This is a genomic window from Pseudomonas sp. UFMG81, from assembly GCF_015354575.1.
GTDB lineage: Bacteria > Pseudomonadota > Gammaproteobacteria > Pseudomonadales > Pseudomonadaceae > Aquipseudomonas.
In genome coordinates, this window is sequence record NZ_JACAFQ010000042.1 from 77,455 (window position 1) to 94,690 (window position 17,236).

Annotated in this window: 20 protein-coding genes; 7 read left to right on the top strand and 13 right to left on the bottom strand. The window is 64.4% G+C overall.

All coding sequences use genetic code 11. The annotated features are described in order from the left end of the window. The first annotated feature begins 74 nt into the window (after positions 1-74). The 4 genes from IX761_RS23650 to IX761_RS23665 all read left to right on the top strand — a co-directional run bounded on the left by IX761_RS23650 (position 75) and on the right by IX761_RS23665 (position 3,238). Positions 75-1,259, top strand: coding sequence for a MerR family transcriptional regulator (locus IX761_RS23650; RefSeq protein WP_194791919.1), 1,185 nt, complete (start codon positions 75-77; stop codon positions 1,257-1,259). Between the two features lie 25 nt (positions 1,260-1,284). Then, positions 1,285-1,791 (top strand): GNAT family N-acetyltransferase, encoded by a 507-nt coding sequence (locus tag IX761_RS23655; RefSeq protein WP_194791920.1) that lies wholly within the window; start codon positions 1,285-1,287, stop codon positions 1,789-1,791. 149 nt (positions 1,792-1,940) lie between these two features. Next, entirely contained in the window at positions 1,941-2,165 is a 225-nt protein-coding gene (locus tag IX761_RS23660; protein WP_194791921.1) for a hypothetical protein, read from the top strand. Between the two features lie 167 nt (positions 2,166-2,332). Further along, positions 2,333-3,238: a LysR family transcriptional regulator gene (locus IX761_RS23665; protein ID WP_194791922.1), complete on the top strand. Its 906-nt coding sequence runs from the start codon at positions 2,333-2,335 to the stop codon at positions 3,236-3,238. A 198-nt stretch (positions 3,239-3,436) separates the two neighbouring features. On the opposite strand, the gene IX761_RS23670 is transcribed toward IX761_RS23665, so the two are convergent. The 11 genes from IX761_RS23670 to IX761_RS23720 form a co-directional block, all read right to left on the bottom strand. Next, a complete protein-coding gene (locus tag IX761_RS23670; RefSeq protein ID WP_194791923.1) occupies positions 3,437-4,789 on the bottom strand; it encodes an ANL family adenylate-forming protein in 1,353 nt (450 codons plus the stop codon). Between the two features lie 26 nt (positions 4,790-4,815). Then, positions 4,816-6,012 (bottom strand): cytochrome P450, encoded by a 1,197-nt coding sequence (locus tag IX761_RS23675; RefSeq protein ID WP_194791924.1) that lies wholly within the window; start codon positions 6,010-6,012, stop codon positions 4,816-4,818. 17 nt (positions 6,013-6,029) lie between these two features. Beyond that, positions 6,030-6,680, bottom strand: a complete 651-nt coding sequence (locus IX761_RS23680) for an HAD family hydrolase (RefSeq protein ID WP_194791925.1) — start codon at positions 6,678-6,680, stop codon at positions 6,030-6,032. A gap of 11 nt (positions 6,681-6,691) precedes the next feature. Then, positions 6,692-7,723: a ketoacyl-ACP synthase III gene (locus IX761_RS23685; protein WP_194791926.1), complete on the bottom strand. Its 1,032-nt coding sequence runs from the start codon at positions 7,721-7,723 to the stop codon at positions 6,692-6,694. Positions 7,724-7,732: 9 nt separating this feature from the next. Continuing rightward, positions 7,733-7,972, bottom strand: a complete 240-nt coding sequence (locus tag IX761_RS23690) for an acyl carrier protein (RefSeq protein ID WP_194791927.1) — start codon at positions 7,970-7,972, stop codon at positions 7,733-7,735. A gap of 55 nt (positions 7,973-8,027) precedes the next feature. Then, positions 8,028-8,726, bottom strand: a complete 699-nt coding sequence (locus IX761_RS23695) for an SDR family NAD(P)-dependent oxidoreductase (RefSeq protein ID WP_194791928.1) — start codon at positions 8,724-8,726, stop codon at positions 8,028-8,030. After that, positions 8,719-9,021 (bottom strand): hypothetical protein, encoded by a 303-nt coding sequence (locus tag IX761_RS23700; RefSeq protein ID WP_194791929.1) that lies wholly within the window; start codon positions 9,019-9,021, stop codon positions 8,719-8,721. The genes IX761_RS23695 and IX761_RS23700 overlap by 8 nt, the downstream gene beginning before the upstream one ends. Positions 9,022-9,036: 15 nt before the next feature. Next, entirely contained in the window at positions 9,037-9,822 is a 786-nt protein-coding gene (locus IX761_RS23705) for an AfsA-related hotdog domain-containing protein (RefSeq protein WP_194791930.1), read from the bottom strand. 40 nt (positions 9,823-9,862) lie between these two features. Then, positions 9,863-10,582 (bottom strand): thioesterase II family protein, encoded by a 720-nt coding sequence (locus IX761_RS23710; RefSeq protein WP_194791931.1) that lies wholly within the window; start codon positions 10,580-10,582, stop codon positions 9,863-9,865. Between the two features lie 343 nt (positions 10,583-10,925). Beyond that, entirely contained in the window at positions 10,926-12,116 is a 1,191-nt protein-coding gene (locus IX761_RS23715) for an MFS transporter (RefSeq protein WP_194791932.1), read from the bottom strand. 13 nt (positions 12,117-12,129) lie between these two features. Further along, entirely contained in the window at positions 12,130-13,659 is a 1,530-nt protein-coding gene (locus IX761_RS23720; RefSeq protein WP_194791933.1) for an MFS transporter, read from the bottom strand. A 109-nt stretch (positions 13,660-13,768) separates the two neighbouring features. On the opposite strand from IX761_RS23720, the gene IX761_RS23725 reads away from it, so the two are divergent. Both IX761_RS23725 and IX761_RS23730 read left to right on the top strand, forming a co-directional pair. Further along, positions 13,769-14,659, top strand: coding sequence for a LysR family transcriptional regulator (locus IX761_RS23725; protein WP_194791934.1), 891 nt, complete (start codon positions 13,769-13,771; stop codon positions 14,657-14,659). A 99-nt stretch (positions 14,660-14,758) separates the two neighbouring features. Next, entirely contained in the window at positions 14,759-15,199 is a 441-nt protein-coding gene (locus tag IX761_RS23730) for a YMGG-like glycine zipper-containing protein (protein WP_194791935.1), read from the top strand. On the opposite strand, the gene IX761_RS23735 is transcribed toward IX761_RS23730, so the two are convergent. Continuing rightward, positions 15,189-15,668 (bottom strand): cysteine hydrolase family protein, encoded by a 480-nt coding sequence (locus IX761_RS23735; RefSeq protein WP_194791936.1) that lies wholly within the window; start codon positions 15,666-15,668, stop codon positions 15,189-15,191. The genes IX761_RS23730 and IX761_RS23735 overlap by 11 nt on opposite strands. Positions 15,669-15,778: 110 nt before the next feature. Here IX761_RS23735 and IX761_RS23740 point away from each other — a divergent pair, with 110 nt between their 5' ends. Further along, positions 15,779-16,321, top strand: coding sequence for an AAA family ATPase (locus IX761_RS23740; RefSeq protein WP_194791937.1), 543 nt, complete (start codon positions 15,779-15,781; stop codon positions 16,319-16,321). A gap of 655 nt (positions 16,322-16,976) precedes the next feature. Here IX761_RS23740 and IX761_RS23745 read toward each other — a convergent pair. After that, on the bottom strand, positions 16,977-17,236 hold a 260-nt coding region (locus tag IX761_RS23745; protein WP_194791938.1), incomplete at its 5' end, for an integrase core domain-containing protein.

The following is a 17,236-nucleotide window of genomic DNA, read 5'->3' on the forward strand; positions in this document are numbered from 1 at the left end:
CCCGGCGATAAACCGCTTTACCTGTCTAAGGCTTCACGGTTTAAGGTCTTCACCCTGAACCTGAGGTGACACCCATGTATCGGATTTCCGAGCTGGCGGGCAAAGCGGGCCTGAGCCGCTCCACGCTGCTGTATTACGAGAAGCTGGGCCTGATCGCGGGGCGACGCCAGGCCAATGGCTATCGCGTCTACAGCGAGCAGGACCTGCAGCAACTCAAGCTGTTGCAGCAACTCCAGGCTGCGGGCCTGACCCTTAAAGAGTGCCAGGCCTGCCTGCAATCGCGTATCGACAGGGCGTCGCTGCTCCACCGCCTGCACGCGCTGGATGAGCAGATCGCCGCCAAACAACAGTCGCGTGCGCTGCTCGCCGCCTTGCTCGGCCAGGCCTCCATGCGTCCCTGGCACCAGGCCCTGGAGCGCCAGGCGCCGGGCGCGCACCTGGCCTGGCTACGCACCCAGGGGTTCGATGAAAAACAGGCGCTGCGCCTCAAATGGCTGTCACGGGACATGAACGAACACGAGCAGTACATGGCTGACTTCGAGCGGATCTTCGAGGGCCTGGAGCGCCTGGGGCCCGGCTCGGCGGCCGACACCCTGGCCGTGTTGCACGCCTTGCCCGCGATGCCGGGCACCTTGCTGGAGATCGGCTGCGGCCGAGGTGTCAGCAGCGTGCTGCTGGCCGAGCACATGCCAGGCAGGGTCACGGCGCTGGACAACGACGCGTACAACCTCGCCTGCGCGCGCCAGGCCATCGCCGCCAAGGGCCTGCAAGGGCGCATCGACCTGCTGTGCGCCAGTATGACCGAACTACCGTTTATGCCAGGGCAGTTCGATGCCCTGTGGGCCGAAGGTTGCGCCTACATCATGGGTTTCGACGACGCGCTGCGGTACTGGAAAGGGTTCATCAGGCCCGGGGGGCTGCTGGTGGTCAGCGAACTGGTGTGGCTCACCGACACCCCCCACGCCGAGGCCGCGCGCTTCTGGCGCCAGCACTACCCGGACATGAAACCTGTGGAGCAGCGCCTGTCTGCCCTGGCCCGGCTGGGCTACTCAGCCTTGCATCACTTCACCCTGAGCCCGCAGGCCTGGGACAACTACCTCGGGCCTTTGGCCGAGAACATGGCTGCGCTGTCCGGCCAGGCGTTTGCCTCCAGCGCCCTGGCCGACCTCACCCGAGAGCTGGAAATCCACCAGCAGTACCTGGGCGAATACGGCTACCACCTGTTCGTCCTGCAGGCCGTCGCGCACGGCTCTCTTTAACCGCAAAACCCTGAAAGTCGAGTTTATGAGCATCAATATCCGCAACGAACACCCCATTGACATCGAAGCCATCAGCCACCTGACCGAGGCGGCCTTCGCCCATGCCGAGCACACCAGCCACACCGAGCAGTTCATCGTCACCGCCCTGCGCCGCGCGGGGCAACTGACGGTCTCGCTGGTGGCGCAGGAGGGCGAGGCACTCGTCGGTCATGTGGCCATCTCTCCAGTGACACTGTCGTCCGGCGCCAGCGGCTGGTTCGGCCTTGGGCCGATCTCGGTGACGCCGTCGCGTCAGGGGCAGGGCATTGGCGCGGCGCTGATGAACGCCGCGCTGGCCGAGCTGCGGCGCCTTGGCGGGCAGGGCTGCGTAGTGCTGGGGGACCCTGCGTACTACGGGCGCTTCGGTTTCGCGGCTCACCCTGGGTTGCGCCTGCCCGGCGTGCCTGCGGCGTATTTCCAGGCCCTGGCGTTCGGCGGCGCAGTGCCGACCAGCGAGGTGCAGTATCACTCGGCGTTCGAAGCCTGCGAATGAGTCTCGAGGTGTCATCGTGCTGTTACGGCAACGTTACTTCCCGCGCCAGCGACGCTTGGATAGGTTGGTGTGGTGAGTGCGGGCGCACTGATCGAAGGCTCTGCGGCCGAACCTCACGCCCCCAACCCAGCACAAGGAAGGATGCACACATGACCCAGGTTTACAGTGCTTCGCTGAACAAGGTGGTCGCCAACGGCGGCCCTTACGTCAAGGATGGCCAGTTCCTGTATGAAGTGCCCAACTGCCTGCCCCTGGATGGGCCCAAGGTCAATGACCGTTACACCCTGAGGGATGGCAGCCGGCCGCAGATCTCGGTGGTCTGCACCGCCCAAGGCCAACCTGGCATCCAGACCGCCAGCTTCAAGGAGGTCTAGCCCGCGGTAGAGGGCCCCGGGCGCGGGTTAGCCCGCACCGGGGCCATTGCCGAAATACCGTGAAAATGCAAGATGCCGGCGCGTACGACTGTAAAAACTTACCGATACCCTTGCAGGCCGATTAGGTGTTCTACTTAGCGTTTGCGGCCAGAAGGGATCCAATCTAGATGGTGTCTAAGGACAGCTTGAGCGGCTTGATCGCCTTCGTGCGGGCGGCCGAGTCGCAGAGTTTCACCCTGGCGGGCAGGGGCCTGGGCATATCGTCCTCGGCCGTGGGCAAGAGCGTCAGCCGCTTGGAAGAGCGCCTGGGCGTGCGCCTGTTCCACCGCAGCACCCGGCAGATCAGCCTGACCAGCGAAGGCCTGGACTTCTTCGCCCGCTGCCGCACCCTGCTGCAGCAATTGCAGGATGCCGAGGCCGCCCTGGCCAACTCCAAGCGCCGCCCCAAGGGCGTGCTGAAGGTCAGCCTGCCGGCGGTGGGCTACCGGCTGATCTCTGGCAGCATGCGCGAGTTCTACCGCCGCTACCCGGAAATCGAACTGGACCTGGACTTCAGCGACCGCATGGTCGATGTGGCGGAGGAAGGTTTCGACGCGGTGATCCGCAGCGGCGCGCTGCCGGATTCGAGCCTGGCGGCGCGCAAGATCTGCACCTTCCGCTTCGTGCTGTGTGCCGCCCCCGAGTATTTGCAACGTTATGGCGTGGCCCGCACCGTTCAGGATCTCGGCAGCTACAAGGGCATTGGCTACAAGCTGCCGTCCAGCGGCAAGCTGCAACCATGGAACCTGGAGGCCCAGGGCGAGCGGGTGCAGGTGCAGGTGGAAACGGCGATGGTCATGAACAGTGTCGAGGCGGTGTTGGCGGCCTGCCGCAATGCCATGGGCGTGGCCTACCTGCCGGACTTCGTGATCCAGGAGTACCTCGCCAGCAACGAGCTGACCCTGGTGATGCGCGAGCTGAGCCTGCCGGGGGACTTCTGGATCGTCTGGTCGCCGACCCGGTTGCTGCCGCCCAAGACCCGGGCGTTCATCGATTTTCTGGGTGAGACCGACCTGATGGCCAACGCCAGCTGAGCCGATCACCGGCAAGCCGGCTCCCAAATCTTGCGCGGTCTCTGTAGGAGCGGCCTCGTGTCGCGAAAGGGCTGCACCGCAGCCCCAGCAATCGTGAATGCCACATAGAAGCCTGGGGCCGCTTTGCGGCCCTTTCGCGACACAAGGCCGCTCCTACGGGGGCGTGCGAGCAAACAGGGCATGCAACTGCCGTAAGGCTCAGGCAATCAGCAGCTTCTTGTAGCGCGCCGAGTAACGGATAGCCTCGACCACCTTCAGCCGCACCGGCACCTTGTAGCTGTCCATGCGTTCGCGGCTGAACTGGCGGATGGCGCGCAGCACGTCCTGGGTGCCGTCGCCGTAGTCGCCATCGAGCACCACCTCGGCGGCGACGAACTGCCCAGTCAGGCCGTTGCGCTCTCCATAAGCCTTGCAGTCCTTGATGCTCGGGTGCTGCATCAGCACCGATTCGACCTCGGCGGGGTACACCTTCTCGCCGCCAACGTTGATGATCTCCTTGCTGCGCCCCAGGATCTTCAAGTAACCGTCGGCGTTCACCTCGACCAGGTCGCCGGTCTTGAACCAGCCATCCTCGGTGAAGCTGTCCATGCTGTGGTTGAGGTAACCCATCACCTGGGTGGCGCTGCGCAGCCACAACTCGCCATCGACCACGCGGTACTCGGTGTCGCCCTCCTGGAAGCGCATGAACAGGCTGTCGGACGACTGCGAGCTGGTGTTCATGATCCCGGTTTCGCTGGTGCCGAAGGTTTGCAGGAACTTCACCTTGGGCAACTGCGCGCGCAGCGCACCGAGCAGGCTCTCGGGCATCGGCTCGGTGCCGTAGGTGATCATGCGCAAGGCACCCAGGTCATAGCGGCCGAACACGTTGTTGATCAGCATCAGGTTGAGGAAGGTCGGCGAGGTCGGCAGCACGGTGATGCGGTGCTGGGCTATCAGCCGGGCGACGATGTCCGGGCTCTTGGTCGCGGCAATGGTGGCGGTGCCGCCGATGCTGAGGATGTTGAGCAGGGTGTTGATGCCGCCGATATGGTCGAACAGCAGGAACAGGAAGATGCTCAGGCGCCGCGAGCGTTTGCCCTGGTAGCTGGCCACCAGGTGGTCGAGGTCGTGCAGCATGGCCTTGGGTTGGCCGGTGGTGCCGCTGCTGAACAGCACCAGGCCGGCATGGCCGCGGGCCTTGAGGGTTGCCACCAGGGCGTTGTCCTCACCCGCAGGGGCCTGGCGGGTGACCGCGCCGTTGTCGGCATCGATGAGGAACTCGGCCTGGGCGGCGGCGAGCTTGTTGTGCAGTTCCTGCTCGTTGCTGGCGGTGTTCAGGGCGATCACGTTGCCGTTCTGGTACAGCGCCAGGAACAGCGCGATACCGGTGAACGAGAAATCGCCCTGGAGGAACACCGTGCTGTGCCCGCTGACACCTTGGGCTTGCAGATGCTCCAGCTGGCGCCGTACCTCGGCCTTGAGGTCGGCGTAGCTGTAGCTTTGCTGCTCGGTATTGAGGAACGGGGCGTCGGCGAAACCGTCTAGGTTGTCGATCAGAGGCTTGAGGTTCATCAGAAATTCCCTTGTGAAGGCGTCGCTCAGAAACGCACGGGCAGTTCGTCGGGGCGCCGCAGCACGGTGCCGTTGATCCAGCGCAGCGACTGTGGCGCGCGGTCCAGTTGCAGCTCCGGCAGGTGCTCGATCAACGCCTCGAGCACGATGCCGATTTCCAGGCGTGCCAGCGCCGGCCCCATGCAACTGTGGATGCCGTGGCCGAATTGCAGGTGCGCGGCCTTGTCGGTGCGCAACGGGTTGATCAGCAACGGCTCGCTGAACACCGACGGGTCGCGGTTGGCCAGGAACACGTTGGCGTAGACGCAGGTGCCGGCCGGGATTTCGCCACGGCTGGTGGCCGCGGCCTGGGTGGTGATGCGCGGAAAAGCCGACAACTTGCCGATCGGGATCACCCGGATCAGCTCTTCGATCAGCGCCGGCAGCTGTTCGCGGTGCTGCTGGGCATGGGCCCACAGCGAGGGGGCGCAGAGCAGGGTGTAGACCGACTTGGTCATCACGCTCAAGGCGTTGTGGTCACCGCCCAGCAGGATGCCCAGCAGCACGCCGACGAATTCTTCGTCATTGAGCGGGTCGTCCATGCTGGCGCGCTGGTCGACGTACTGGCGGATGAAACCGTCGGGCTCGGCGTGGCGCTGGCCACGGACGAAGTCCATCAGGTAGTCGAAGCTGGCCTTGACCGCCACCTCGATGCCGGGGATGTCGTCCGGTGGCGCCGATTGGATCGTTTGGCTCCAGGGGCGGAACAGCGCACGGTCTTCTGGCGGGATGCCAAGGATGTGGCACACCGTGGAGGCGGTGAGGTCCTGCAGCACCGAGGCGAACAGGTCGGGCGGCAGCTCGCCGCTGCGCATGCCCTGGATGTTACGCAAGGTGGTGCTGCGCACATGCTCGCGCAGGCTTTCCACGCCGCGCTTGCTGAACGCCCGGGCCACGGTGGCGCGCGAGCGCATGTGCGCGGGGTTGTCGAGGTTGAGCAGCAGCTCCGGCTGGGTCGGGCCCGGCAGGAAGGTCGGGCCGTCCTCGACATTACACAAGGTGCGGCTGATGCTCGGGTCGGCGAGGAAGCTGCGGCAGTCGTCGTAGCGTGTCAGGTGGGTGGCGACATGGCCGCTGGGCAGGCGGATCTGCTGCCACGGCTGGTCGCTGTCGAGCACCTGGTAGTACGGCGCGGCATCCAGGTTGGGGATGTCCATCACATGGGGGAAGCGAAGGGTCGTCATGCTGGGCCTGCCCTGGATCAACGGGATGGATAGAGCAGGGCGCGCACGGCATCGCGCACCTCGAGGCTGTCACGGAAGTGGATCGCCTGCCAGCCGGCGGCGCGGGCCGCTTCGCAGTTTTCCTCGACATCGTCGATCAGCACGCAGCCCTGGTCCTCGACCCCCAGCTCGCGGGCGGCGAGGGCGAAGATGCGCGGATCGGGCTTGCGCAGGCCGACCTTGCACGAGTCGATGATGCAGTCGGTCACGTCGTCCAGGCCGACCATGCGCCGCCATGGGGTTTCCCACTCCACCGTGTTGTTGGTGAGGATGGCCGCCTTGACCCCGGCCGCCTTCACTTCATGGAACAGCTCGAACATGTGCGGGTTGACCTCGTGGTCGGCAAACCACTGCTCGCCGTGGTTGTCGAAGTCGCAGCGGCTCAGGTCGATGCCTGGGTTCAGCTTGCGCAGTGCTTCGCTCATGGCCCGGCCCCATTGCACCTGGGTCATCAGCGCCAGTTCGATGGGTGCCTGGAACTGCACACCCAGCGGGCGGGCGACTTCGTGCATGGCCGCTTCCATCTGCTGGCGGTTGACGCCGGTCTTGCCTTCGTAGACGCGATACAGCTCGGCGATGGAGGGGGAGAGCACGCCGCCGAAGTCGAACCAGATTGCTTGAGTGGTCATGGGTATTGTCCTTATGGATGAAAGGAAGCGAGGGTGACGGGGGCGATCAACTGGGTGTCGCGCAGCGACAGGTGGGCCAGGCCCACCGACAGGCCGACGCCAAAGCCGCAGGCGATCAGGTTGTCCTGGCGCAGGCGTTGGCCATCGGGGCTGGCCGACAGCAGCAGGGGGATCGAAGACGGGCCGGTGTTGCCGATGCCGTCGACATGCACCGGAATGCGCGCCGGCTCGATACCCAGCTTGCGGCCCAGGTAATGCAGCATGAAGGCGTTGGCCTGGTGCAGCAGGAAGTACGGGATGCCGTCGGCTTGCAGTTGCAGGTCACGCAGAAAACCATGCAGCGCGGTCGGTACCTGTTCGAGGGCGAAGTTCATGACTTGCGCACCGTCCATGAACAAGCTGCCGACTTCGGCGCTGGCACCGCCTTGCGCACGCTCGGCGGTGTGGTAATGCAGGGGCGTGCGCAGGTGTGCGGCACCTGCACCGTCGGTGCTGAAGGCGAAGCTGAAACTGTGCGGCCCGGCCTCCACCAGGGTGGCGCTGGCGGCGTCGCCGAACACCATGCGTACATGGTGGTCCTGGGGTTGCAGCAGCTTGCTGATCACATCGCTGGTGCACAGCAGCACGCGCCGGCAGCTGCCGCTGGCGACCAGCAGCGAAGCCTGGAACAGGCCGTACACGTAGCCCGAGCAACCGAAATTGAGGTCGAACGCGCTGATGTCCCGGCGCAGGCCAAGGCGCGCCGCCAGCAGTGCGCTGCTGGCCGGCATCAGCGCATCCGGGGTCTGGGTCACCAGCACCACGGCATCGATGCCGTGCGGGTCGATGTCGGCATTGGCGAACAGGCTCTGGGCCGCAGCGCAGGCCAGGTCGACGCTGGTCGACTCGTCGGCGACGCGCACGCTGGAGATGCCGGTGCTCTTGGCGATGCGGGTGGCCTCGCGTTCACCAAACAGCGCGGCGAAGTCATCGAGGGTGAGCTGGCGATCCGGCAGCGCCGAGGCCACCGCACGGATTGAAAGGCCATGGAGGGTGCTGTTCATCGGCAGGCCTCAGGCGGGTTCGGCCAGGGTGTCGGCAACGGCGTCGAACAGCTCGCCGAGGGTTTTCAACTGGTCGAGGATTTCCGGGTGCAGGGTGAGGCCGAACTGGTCGTTGAGCATGCCCAGCAGGGTCACCTTGGTCAGCGAGTCCCAGGTGGCCAGTGGTTCCAGCAGCAGACTGTCGTCGAGTTTCGATTCGGGCAGTTCCAGAAGCCCGGCCAGCTCATTCTTCAGGGCGAGTGTGTCCATGCTGCATGTCTCCAGTGGGGTGAAGCCGAGTGTGGGATAGGGGTCGGTGGCGGGTTCAGAGGCCGCCCAGGTAAAGCACTTGCCCGGTGATGAAGTCGCTTTGCGCCGACAGGAAGAAGTCGGTGACATGGCTGACGTCGGCGAAGCTGCCCAGGCGCTTGATCGCCTGTTGCTCCAGCAACGCTTTCATCTTCGCCGCCGGGATGGCGCGGGTCAGGTCGGTGTCGATCGGGGTCGGGCCCAGGGCGTTGACGGTGATGCCATAGCTGGCCAGCTCCTTGGCCATCACCGCGGTAAGGGTCTCGACCGCGGCCTTGGAGGCCGCGTACAGCGCCTCGCCCTCGAGCTTCAGCGGGCGGGCCACGGTGGAGAAGTTGACGATGCGCCCCGTGCCCGCACGCTTCATCAGCTTGGCCGCCTCGCGGCTGAGCAGGAAAGTGCCCAGCAGGTTGGTGCGCACGATCTGCTCGGCCGTGCCGTAAGGGGTGAGCAGCGAGTGGTTCATGCTGGCGATGCCGGCGTTGTTGATCAGGTGGTCCAGGCGCTGGTGACGCTTGCGCACCTCGCTGATCATCGCCAGTACGGCGGCTTCGTCGGCCACGTCCAGGGCGAAATGCTCGTAGCCGGGGTGGTCCAGGTCGCTGGCCTGGCGGCTGCAACCGATCACCCGGTGGCCGCGCGCCAGGTAGTGTTCGGCCAGGTGCCGGCCGATGCCCTTGCGGGTGCCGGTGATCAGGGTGATCGGCTCAGCCATGTTCCACCTCGGTGCAGCGCTTGAGGATGTAGTTGGCGAACGAACCGACGCTGGCGAACGGGCTGCGCACCGCCGACATGGCGCTGTCGTTGACCAGGGTCAGGCGCACATCGAGCTCTTGTTCGAGCTGGGCCTCGACCTCGACCACGATGGACACCAGGCTCATCGAATCGAGGGCGCCGCCGTGGCCGTACAGGGCGGTCTTCTCGCCGGCGGCCAGGTCGATGGGGTGGGCCAGGCTCTGGTTTTCCAGGCGGATGGCGGTGTAGATGATTTCCAGGATACGGGACTTCATGGGACGCTCCTTGTGTCAGTCCATCAACGTGATGTAGCGGTGCAGCAGTTGGCTTTCCTTGAGGTAGAAGTAGCGCGAGTCGATCACCGAAGTGTCGAACTCCACGCTCGCCAGGGTCTGGCCCTGTTGGCGGAACTGCATGAGCACGGTGAAGCGGAAATTGATCGGCCCGCTGCGCTTGAGGGTGACCGGGATGCACAGGATCTGGGTCGGAACCGGCAGCAGGAAGTCGTTGTAATCGACCCGCATGCTGTGGGTGATGAAGTTGGCTTTGCCGCGGGCGGCGGGGGCGATGTAGAACTGTTCGGCGGTGGCGATCGACAGTTGCCGGGCGGCTTCGACGATCATCATCCCGGAGATGTGCTGGCCGGTGAGGTGATCGCTGAGTTCGGCGTTGGCTTCATCGATCATCAGCGCCGCGGTATAGGTGCCGTTGCCATTGTCGACAACTTTGGAAATGGCGATATTGCGCGGTTCGTGTTTATGCGTGGTATGACCGCAGGCACGGGGTTGGCGCTGTTCTGGAACAAGGCTTACTTGCGCCTGGTTCAAGCTGTACAAGTGTGAAAGTTTGTCGTCACTGACACCTTGGCCAATATGGAAGGTGATCGGTGATTGTTCCGACCGGGCCAGCGCATGGGCGGTGTCGGCGGAAATGAAAAGATCGCTGGTGCATTGGCCTTTTATACGGTCGCCAACCACGACGTAATGTTTCTTGTTGGCGGCAGTGTTGTCACGCTCAACGGTGCCGGTGGAAAACGGGCACGATGAGGCGGGTAAAGCGTGGGCGAGCGCTTCCATGTCTTACCTCGGTAAGTTGACTAGGTTTGGGGGTGATTGTTTAGGCAGCTAATGTGTCAAGCAATATCCCGGTTAACCGGTCGTTATTGTTTTCAAAGAAGAAGTGTTGACCTGGCAGGCAATGTTCGGCATAGGCCGCATCGCTGTACTGGCGCCAGCCCTGGACATCGTGGAACGGTGCGAAACTGTCTTCTGTGCCGGCGATGGCAGTCACCGGCATATCGAGTGGCGGGCGGGGCGAGTGGCGGTAGGTGCTGGCCGCGCGAAAATCGTTTTTCAGGTTAGGTAACAAGTACTTGCGTGCTGCTGGATGGCTGAACAGGTACTCGGGGATGGTGCCGAACGTTGCCACCGAATGAAGGAAATCGTCGTCTTCGGCGTGTACTTGCACCCCGTGGCAGCTGAACAAGTGAGGGGGCCGGCAGGCGGCCACAACCAGTTGCTCGATGGCACAGGGCAGGGCTTCGCGGCGTTGTGCCACTTCATAGGCAACCAGGGCGCCCAAACTGTAACCGAACAACGTCAGCCGTTTTGCTTCAACTTTCTGCAGCCGTTCTATAACCTCGTCGGCCATCTGGTCTACAGTGGTGGGTGACGCTGCGAGTTCGCCTTGATAACGGCCAGAATAATGGATGCCAATGCTTTCGACAGTGGGCGAAAGCAGCCCTTGAAGTACGCTGAATGCATGGCTGCTGCCCCCGGCGAAAGGAATGAAGACAATGCACTGATCGGTGTGGCACGCACGCATGTTCAGGCCCATGAGTAATAGTTGTTGTCACGAAGCCAGAGCGGGTAGCGAGGCTCGGGCGAAGTCTCTATGGAAGGAATTATATTGCAGGATATTTCTGAGTGGTTGAGCCTTTTCCGCTAAAGACTCAGGACTATAAGTTGAAAGTGTGGTTGAGCGGGCGGGCTTGCAGGACTGAAAGTTGAAAGTGATCGAACAGGTGAACGGCGAGGGAAGTAATGACACCACCGAAGTGGAGAGGGAGGTCAGTCAAGTTTCATTGACGGGCGCTGGGGCCTTCGCTGGCAAGCCAGCTCCCACAGGGGCCGCGCAACGAGCGGCCCCAGGTAATGTCCGGGGAAAGTGATGGTAACGCTTAGTGGCTGGGCAGCCTGCGGGGGGCCGGGCGCAGCATGGTGAACAGGGTCAGGGCGGCAATCAGCGAGCAGGCCAGGCCGAACAGCAACGGGCCTTTCCACTGCGCCTGCTGCCAGAGCCATCCGCCCATGGCGCTGCCCAGGGCACCGCCGCAGAAGTTGCAGACCATGTACACGGTATTCAGGCGACTGCGGTACTCGGCACCCAGGTTGAAGATCCGGCTCTGGTTGCATACCTGGCCCAGTTGCAGGGCGAAGCACAGCAGGTTGGCACCCAGCAGCAGCACGCTCATCTGCGCAAAGCCCAGCAACAAGGTGAACGCCAGGCACGCCAGCAGGATCGACAGGATGCTCATGGCCACCGTGCCATAGCGGTCGCAGAGTTTGCCGGCCATGGGCGTGAGCAGGCCGGCCAGGGCACCGCAGAAACTGTACAGGCCGATATCGGCGCTGCCCAGGTTCAGTGGCGCCGCCTGCAACTTGAAGGCAATCACCGACCAGAATGCGCTGAAGCCGGCGAACAGGCTGGCGCCGAGCACGCACGACAAGCGCAGCAGGGGTTCATCGCGCAGCAGGCCGGCCATCGAGCGCATCAGTTGCCGGTAGCCAAGCGCCTTGCCGCTGTCGGCGCGTGCCCTGATCAGCCCCGGCAGCAGCACGGCACACGCCAGCATCCCTAGCGCAGCACAGCGGTACACCGCCTGCCAGCCCCAGTGCTCGCTGACCAGCCCGGCCAGCGAGCGCGACATCAGGATGCCGACCACCAGGCCGGTCTGCAGCAGGGCGATGTTGCGGCTGCGCTGGCCTGGCGATGACAACCCGGCCAGGTAGGGCAGCAGCACCTGGGGGATACAGGTGCCCATGCATACCAGCGCGCTCAGCGCCGCCAGCCCCGCCAGGCTCTGGGCGACACTGGCCAGGCCAAGCATCAGCGCAGTCCAGGCCAGCAGCGCCTGGCACAGCCGCCGAGGGTCGAGGCGATCGCCCAGCGGCACGATCAGCAGCATGCCCAGGGCATAACCGAGCTGGGACGCGGTGGCGATCCAGCTGATTTCGCCCGTGCCCACCTGCAGCACCGTCGCCAGCATCGGCAGCAGGGCCTGGTTGAAGTACACATTGGCCACCGACAGGCCACAGACCGTGGCCAACCCGAGCAGGGCGAGGGTGGAGATTTCGTTGTCGCGCGCCATTGGCATGCCGTCCTCAACCCTGCGCGGAGTCGGAAGCTGGCATAGCGCCCGCGTGCGCAGGGGCCCGCTCACCCTGGCCGAGCAGGAAGAACGCGGCGCCCGCCGACACCACGGTGAAGCCGATCAGCACCAGCACCAGCGCGGCGAAGCCCCCCTGGTAGGCGGCCTGCAACAGCAACGGGTCGAGCCCTTGGACCTGGCTCAGATCACCCAGGACCAGGCGCTGCGCCAGTTCGCTGTGGTTGCCCTCGGGCAGGACGCGGGCCAGGCTCGTGCCCACCAGGGCGGTGAGCAGGGCGACGGTGATCGCCAGTACCACACCTTCCCCGGCCACGCGGGTGGTGTTGAAGATGCCGGCGGCCATCCCCGCCTGCTCCTTGGGCACCACGCTCACCGCCAGCCCGTCCATCAACCCCCAGGGCAAGCCGGTGCCGACGCCGATCACCAGCATCGCGATCACCAGTTGCAGGTGATCACCAACCGCGACATGAGCCAGGGCGTACAGGCCCGCAGCCGCCAGCAGGAAGCCCGCAGCCGACAGCACGCCGGCGCTGGCCCAGCGGGTCAGCCAGGCGGCCAGCAGCGGCACCACCAGCATAGGTGCCGACAGGGCCAGCATGATCAGCCCGCTGTGCAGCGGGGTGACGCCCTCCACGCCGATCAGGCGCAGCGGCAGCAGCACGATCAGCACGATGTAGCAGAAGCAGGTGCCGATCGGCAGGATCTGCACCCCCACGAAACGCGGGTACTTGAGCAGGCTCAGCTCGAGCATCGGCTGGCGCGCGCGCAGCTCGATCGCCACAAATGCCAGCAGGCCCAGCAGCGCGCCGCCGAACAGCCCGAGGATCAGCGGCGAGCGCCAGCCGGCCTGCGGCCCGAGGATGATCGCGGTGGTGAACAGCACGAGCATGCTGGAGAAACTGAGCACCCCGGGCAAGTCGAGCTTCTGTGCGTGTGGGTTGCGGCTTTCGCGCATCTGCGACAGCGCCGCCAGCAGGGCGATGGCGGCGAGGATCGCGGTGGTGGCGAAGATCGCGCGCCAACCGAACTGCTCGATCAACAGCCCGCTGACCATCGGCCCGAACGCCAGGCCCAGGCCGAAGGTGGTGCCCAGCAGGCTGAAGGCGCGGGTGCGGGCGTGGCCTTCGAACTCCTGGGCCAGGGCCGCCGAGCCACTGGCCAGGGCCGCCGCCGCGGCGACGCCCTGCACCGCGCGCAGGGCGTCGAGCCAGGCGATGCTGTAGACGCAGGCCAGCAGCGTGCTGACGATGACGAACAGGGCCAGGCCGATGACGAACAGGCGCTTGCGCCCGTAGAGGTCGGCCAGGGTGCCGGCCGCCATCAACAGGCTGCCGAAACTGAGCATGAAGGCGTTGGTGATCCAGGTGAGCGACGCCGGCTCGGCGTTGAACACCTTGCCGATGGCGGGTGTGGCCACGGCGCCGCCGGTGAAGCTCAGCGGCAGCACCAGGGCCGCCAGGCAGATGGCCGCCAGCACGTAGTAACGGCCCGGGTGTGGGGTGTGATCAGTAGCCTGATCCATTGCGCTATCCCTCCTGTTGTAGCACTGTGTGCGTTAAATCTATAGGGGCCGCAATGTTGGATAAACAGGCTCGGATTCCACTCATAATGGACTTAAAGGATGTAATTGCATGGAGAGCCTCAATGGCATCCTGTCGTTCGTGAAGACCGCCGAGTCGCTGAGCTTCGTCAGTGCCGCGCGGGCGATGGGCATTTCCGCCTCGGCGGTGGGCAAGAACGTGGCCCGTCTGGAGACTTCGCTGAATGTGCGCCTGTTCCAGCGCAGCACGCGCAAGGTCAGCCTGACGGCGGAAGGCGAGCTGTTCTACGAACGCTGCAGGCGCATCCTCGACGACCTGCAGGATGCCGAGGCCATGCTGTCCCACGCCGTGCAGGCTCCGCGCGGGCGTTTGCGGGTCAGCCTGCCAACCATCGGCTACCGCTTCCTGCTGCCGTTGATGCCGGCGTTTCGCAAGGCCTACCCGGAAATCGAGCTGGAGATGGACTTCAACGACCATCTGGTCGATGTGATCGACGAGGGCTTCGATGTGGTGATCCGCAGCGGCGGGCTGGCCGACTCCAAGCTGATGTCGCGCAAGCTCGGGCCATTCCGCTTCGTGCTGTGCGCCGCGCCCGCGTACCTGGCGCGCAAGGGCAGGCCGCAGGCGCTGGTCGAGCTGGAAAGCCACGACTGCCTGCGCTACCGCTTCGTGACCACCGGCAAGATCATGGACTGGAGCCTGAGCGCCGATCCGCAGATGACCCAGCTGCGCCTGCCCACGGTGCTCACCCTGAACAATATGGAAGCGATGCACATGGCCGCCGTGGATGGCCATGGCATCGCCTATATGCCGGACTTCCTGGTGCGCGAATCGGTGAAGTCGGGGGCGCTGGAAACCTTGCTCGACGCCCACACCCGCGACCATGGCCAGTTCTGGGCGCTATGGCCGTCGAGCCGCCACCTGTCGCCGAAGATCCGCGTGTTCGTCGACTTCATCGCCGAGCGCATGTTCAAGGGCTGAGCCGACGCGCTGACGAGAGGTCGGCATAGCCACGCCATGCTCGGGCGCCGGTGCAACTATCCTGTCAGTCGGGGCCTTTATCCGGTGGAGGTGAAGCACATGCGAACCATCACGTTGGGTTGCCTGCTGATCATGCTGGCAACCGCAGCCCAGGCGCAGACCGTCACGCCGCTCAAGGGCCAGAGCAGCCAGCAGATGCAGCAGGACATGGCCGATTGCAACAGTGTTGCCAGCAGCTCGACGAACAGCAGCCCGCACGTCGGTGGCCGGGTCAAGGGCGCCGCGGCCGGCGCGGTAGCCGGCGCTGCGGGCGCACAGGTACGGGGTAACCAGCATGACGAGGTGTACGACCGCATGGGCGACGACGCCAAGCAGCAATACCGGCAGAACCGTGCCGGCGAAACGGCCGCCGCCGGTGCCGCGGTGGGTGGCATGCGCCAGCGCCAGGAGCGGCGGCAGGACCGCCGCGGCCAGGATGACGCCCAGGCCAGCGCCTACAGCGGTTGCCTGCAGGGGCGTGGTTACCAGGTCAGCCCTTGAGCGCGGCGATGACTTCGGCGGCGGTGGTCACTTGACCGAAGTGGTGCTTCCACAGGTCGATGCCCAGTTGCCCGGAGCGGTCCAGCGACGAGCCCAGGGTCAGGTCGGTGACCAGGGTCGGGCAGAGCCCGGCATCGAACAGGGCGAAGCCTGCGGCCAGCACGCAGGTTTCGGTCTGCAGGCCGCACACCAGCACGCGTTCGACGTTCAGCTGCTTGATGTAGGCGAGGGTCTCGGCGGTCTGCCCGTAGCCGTGCTTGATGAACACTTTGTCGGCCTCGACCAGTGCCACGTCCTCGCGCGCCGGGTGCCAGCCGAGCTGGCGCTGGAATGGCGTGACCTGCTCGTCGTGCAGCTCGATCGAGGCGATGGTGGGGATGTAGGCCGACAGGGTGCGGATGCCGTCCACCAGTTTTTCCGAGGGGCTGAAGGTGGATTGCACGTCGACGATGAGCAGGGCTTGCCGCATGGGGGATCCGGTCCGGGTTGCGAGGGCGACGAGTATAACGTTGCCGGTGCTGTGCCGGGGTGGATCGGGTTATTACACTCGACGGCTTTTTCGTCAGCGAGGGAATGCGCATGCAACGCATCGTGATCTTGGGCAATTCCGGCAGCGGCAAGTCGACCTTGGCACGGGCCATTGGCGAACGGCTGGGCTTGCCGGTGGTGCATCTGGACCGGTTGTTCTGGGAGCCCGGCTGGGTGGAACCGGAGCCCGAGGCGTTCCGTGAGCGGGTACGCCAGGCGTTGGCCGGGGACGCCTGGGTGTGCGAAGGCAACTATGCGCGGCGCACCTTCGACCTGCGCATGCCGCGGGCGGACCTGATCGTCTGGCTCGATACGCCCCGGCTGGTGTGCCTGAAGCGGGTCGTTGCACGGTCGCTGAGCCGGCGGCCACGGGAGGACTTGCCTGAAGGGTGTGGCGAGCGGGTGAATGCCCAGTTCTTTGAATTCCTCAGGTTCGTCTGGGGCTTTGATGGTGCCTACCGGCGGGGGATCGAGGCCATGCGCGTGGCGATCGGGCCGCAGGTGCCGGTGGTTTATCTGGAGACTGGGCAGGAGATTGCTGAGTTTCTCGAAGGGTTGGAAGGGATTGAAGGGCAGTCGGGGAGTGTGTGTTAGGGGCTGGTGCGCCAGCCCGGTCGCCATGCTCATTTACACCCAGATTGGTGGGTTGTGTGTCGCTCGTTGCTTGTTGTGTTGGATATCAAATTGCATTCGCCGGCAAAGCCGGCTCCTACAGGGATAGCGCAAAGTTGGCTTTGAAAGTTGTGAGTATATCCATTTGCTGTGGTGGCGCTTATTCACCTTTCCGCCCTTACGGCGGGTCACTTTTTGAAGCATCAAAAAGTAACCAAAAAATGCTCGCTCCATTCATACGGCCCCTACGCTGCGCTCCGGGGTTCCCTCACTCCGGTCTTGCTCCCGGGAGTACGCACCGAAGGGCCATCCATGGCCCATCGGTGCTCGACGGGCATCCATGCCCGTCGCCTCCCTCCGCAAGCCCTCCGATCGGCCTCCTGAAGTCGCGAAGTTAGGGGCGGCGCCTATATTGGCGCTGCTGTCGCTAGTTGATTGTTGTGTTGAATATCAAATTGCATTCGCCGGCAAGCCGGCTCCTACAGGGATAGCGCAAAGTTGGTTTTGAAAGTTGTGAGTATATCCATTTGCTTGGGTGACGCTTATTCACCTTTCCGCCCTTACGGCGGGTCACTTTTTGAAGCATCAAAAAGTAACCAATGGGCCTGTCCCGTGACAACGGACGCCAAAAAGCTGGCTATTTAGCCTTCTGCCTTAAGCTCTTGGCATATTCGTTCGGAGAACGGTAGCCAAGGGCGGAGTGCAGCCGACAGCTGTTGTAAAAACCATGAACATAGCTGGCGATGGCTAGTTGAGCATGTCGTTTACTGGGATATGCACTGAATGCTTCTTCCCTTTTCAGCGTAGCGAAGAAGCTCTCAGCCACTGCGTTGTCCCAGCAGTTTCCCTTTCGGCTCATGCTTTGCGTGAAGTCTTTCCTGGCCAGTACCGATTGGA

Coding starts and splice junctions, on each gene's coding strand:
- IX761_RS23650 (WP_194791919.1), top strand. CDS start 75: ATGTATCGGATTTCCGAGCTGGCGGGCAAAGCGGGCCTGAGCCGCTCC.
- IX761_RS23655 (WP_194791920.1), top strand. CDS start 1,285: ATGAGCATCAATATCCGCAACGAACACCCCATTGACATCGAAGCCATC.
- IX761_RS23660 (WP_194791921.1), top strand. CDS start 1,941: ATGACCCAGGTTTACAGTGCTTCGCTGAACAAGGTGGTCGCCAACGGC.
- IX761_RS23665 (WP_194791922.1), top strand. CDS start 2,333: ATGGTGTCTAAGGACAGCTTGAGCGGCTTGATCGCCTTCGTGCGGGCG.
- IX761_RS23670 (WP_194791923.1), bottom strand. CDS start 4,789: ATGAACCTCAAGCCTCTGATCGACAACCTAGACGGTTTCGCCGACGCC.
- IX761_RS23675 (WP_194791924.1), bottom strand. CDS start 6,012: ATGACGACCCTTCGCTTCCCCCATGTGATGGACATCCCCAACCTGGAT.
- IX761_RS23680 (WP_194791925.1), bottom strand. CDS start 6,680: ATGACCACTCAAGCAATCTGGTTCGACTTCGGCGGCGTGCTCTCCCCC.
- IX761_RS23685 (WP_194791926.1), bottom strand. CDS start 7,723: ATGAACAGCACCCTCCATGGCCTTTCAATCCGTGCGGTGGCCTCGGCG.
- IX761_RS23690 (WP_194791927.1), bottom strand. CDS start 7,972: ATGGACACACTCGCCCTGAAGAATGAGCTGGCCGGGCTTCTGGAACTG.
- IX761_RS23695 (WP_194791928.1), bottom strand. CDS start 8,726: ATGGCTGAGCCGATCACCCTGATCACCGGCACCCGCAAGGGCATCGGC.
- IX761_RS23700 (WP_194791929.1), bottom strand. CDS start 9,021: ATGAAGTCCCGTATCCTGGAAATCATCTACACCGCCATCCGCCTGGAA.
- IX761_RS23705 (WP_194791930.1), bottom strand. CDS start 9,822: ATGGAAGCGCTCGCCCACGCTTTACCCGCCTCATCGTGCCCGTTTTCC.
- IX761_RS23710 (WP_194791931.1), bottom strand. CDS start 10,582: ATGGGCCTGAACATGCGTGCGTGCCACACCGATCAGTGCATTGTCTTC.
- IX761_RS23715 (WP_194791932.1), bottom strand. CDS start 12,116: ATGGCGCGCGACAACGAAATCTCCACCCTCGCCCTGCTCGGGTTGGCC.
- IX761_RS23720 (WP_194791933.1), bottom strand. CDS start 13,659: ATGGATCAGGCTACTGATCACACCCCACACCCGGGCCGTTACTACGTG.
- IX761_RS23725 (WP_194791934.1), top strand. CDS start 13,769: ATGGAGAGCCTCAATGGCATCCTGTCGTTCGTGAAGACCGCCGAGTCG.
- IX761_RS23730 (WP_194791935.1), top strand. CDS start 14,759: ATGCGAACCATCACGTTGGGTTGCCTGCTGATCATGCTGGCAACCGCA.
- IX761_RS23735 (WP_194791936.1), bottom strand. CDS start 15,668: ATGCGGCAAGCCCTGCTCATCGTCGACGTGCAATCCACCTTCAGCCCC.
- IX761_RS23740 (WP_194791937.1), top strand. CDS start 15,779: ATGCAACGCATCGTGATCTTGGGCAATTCCGGCAGCGGCAAGTCGACC.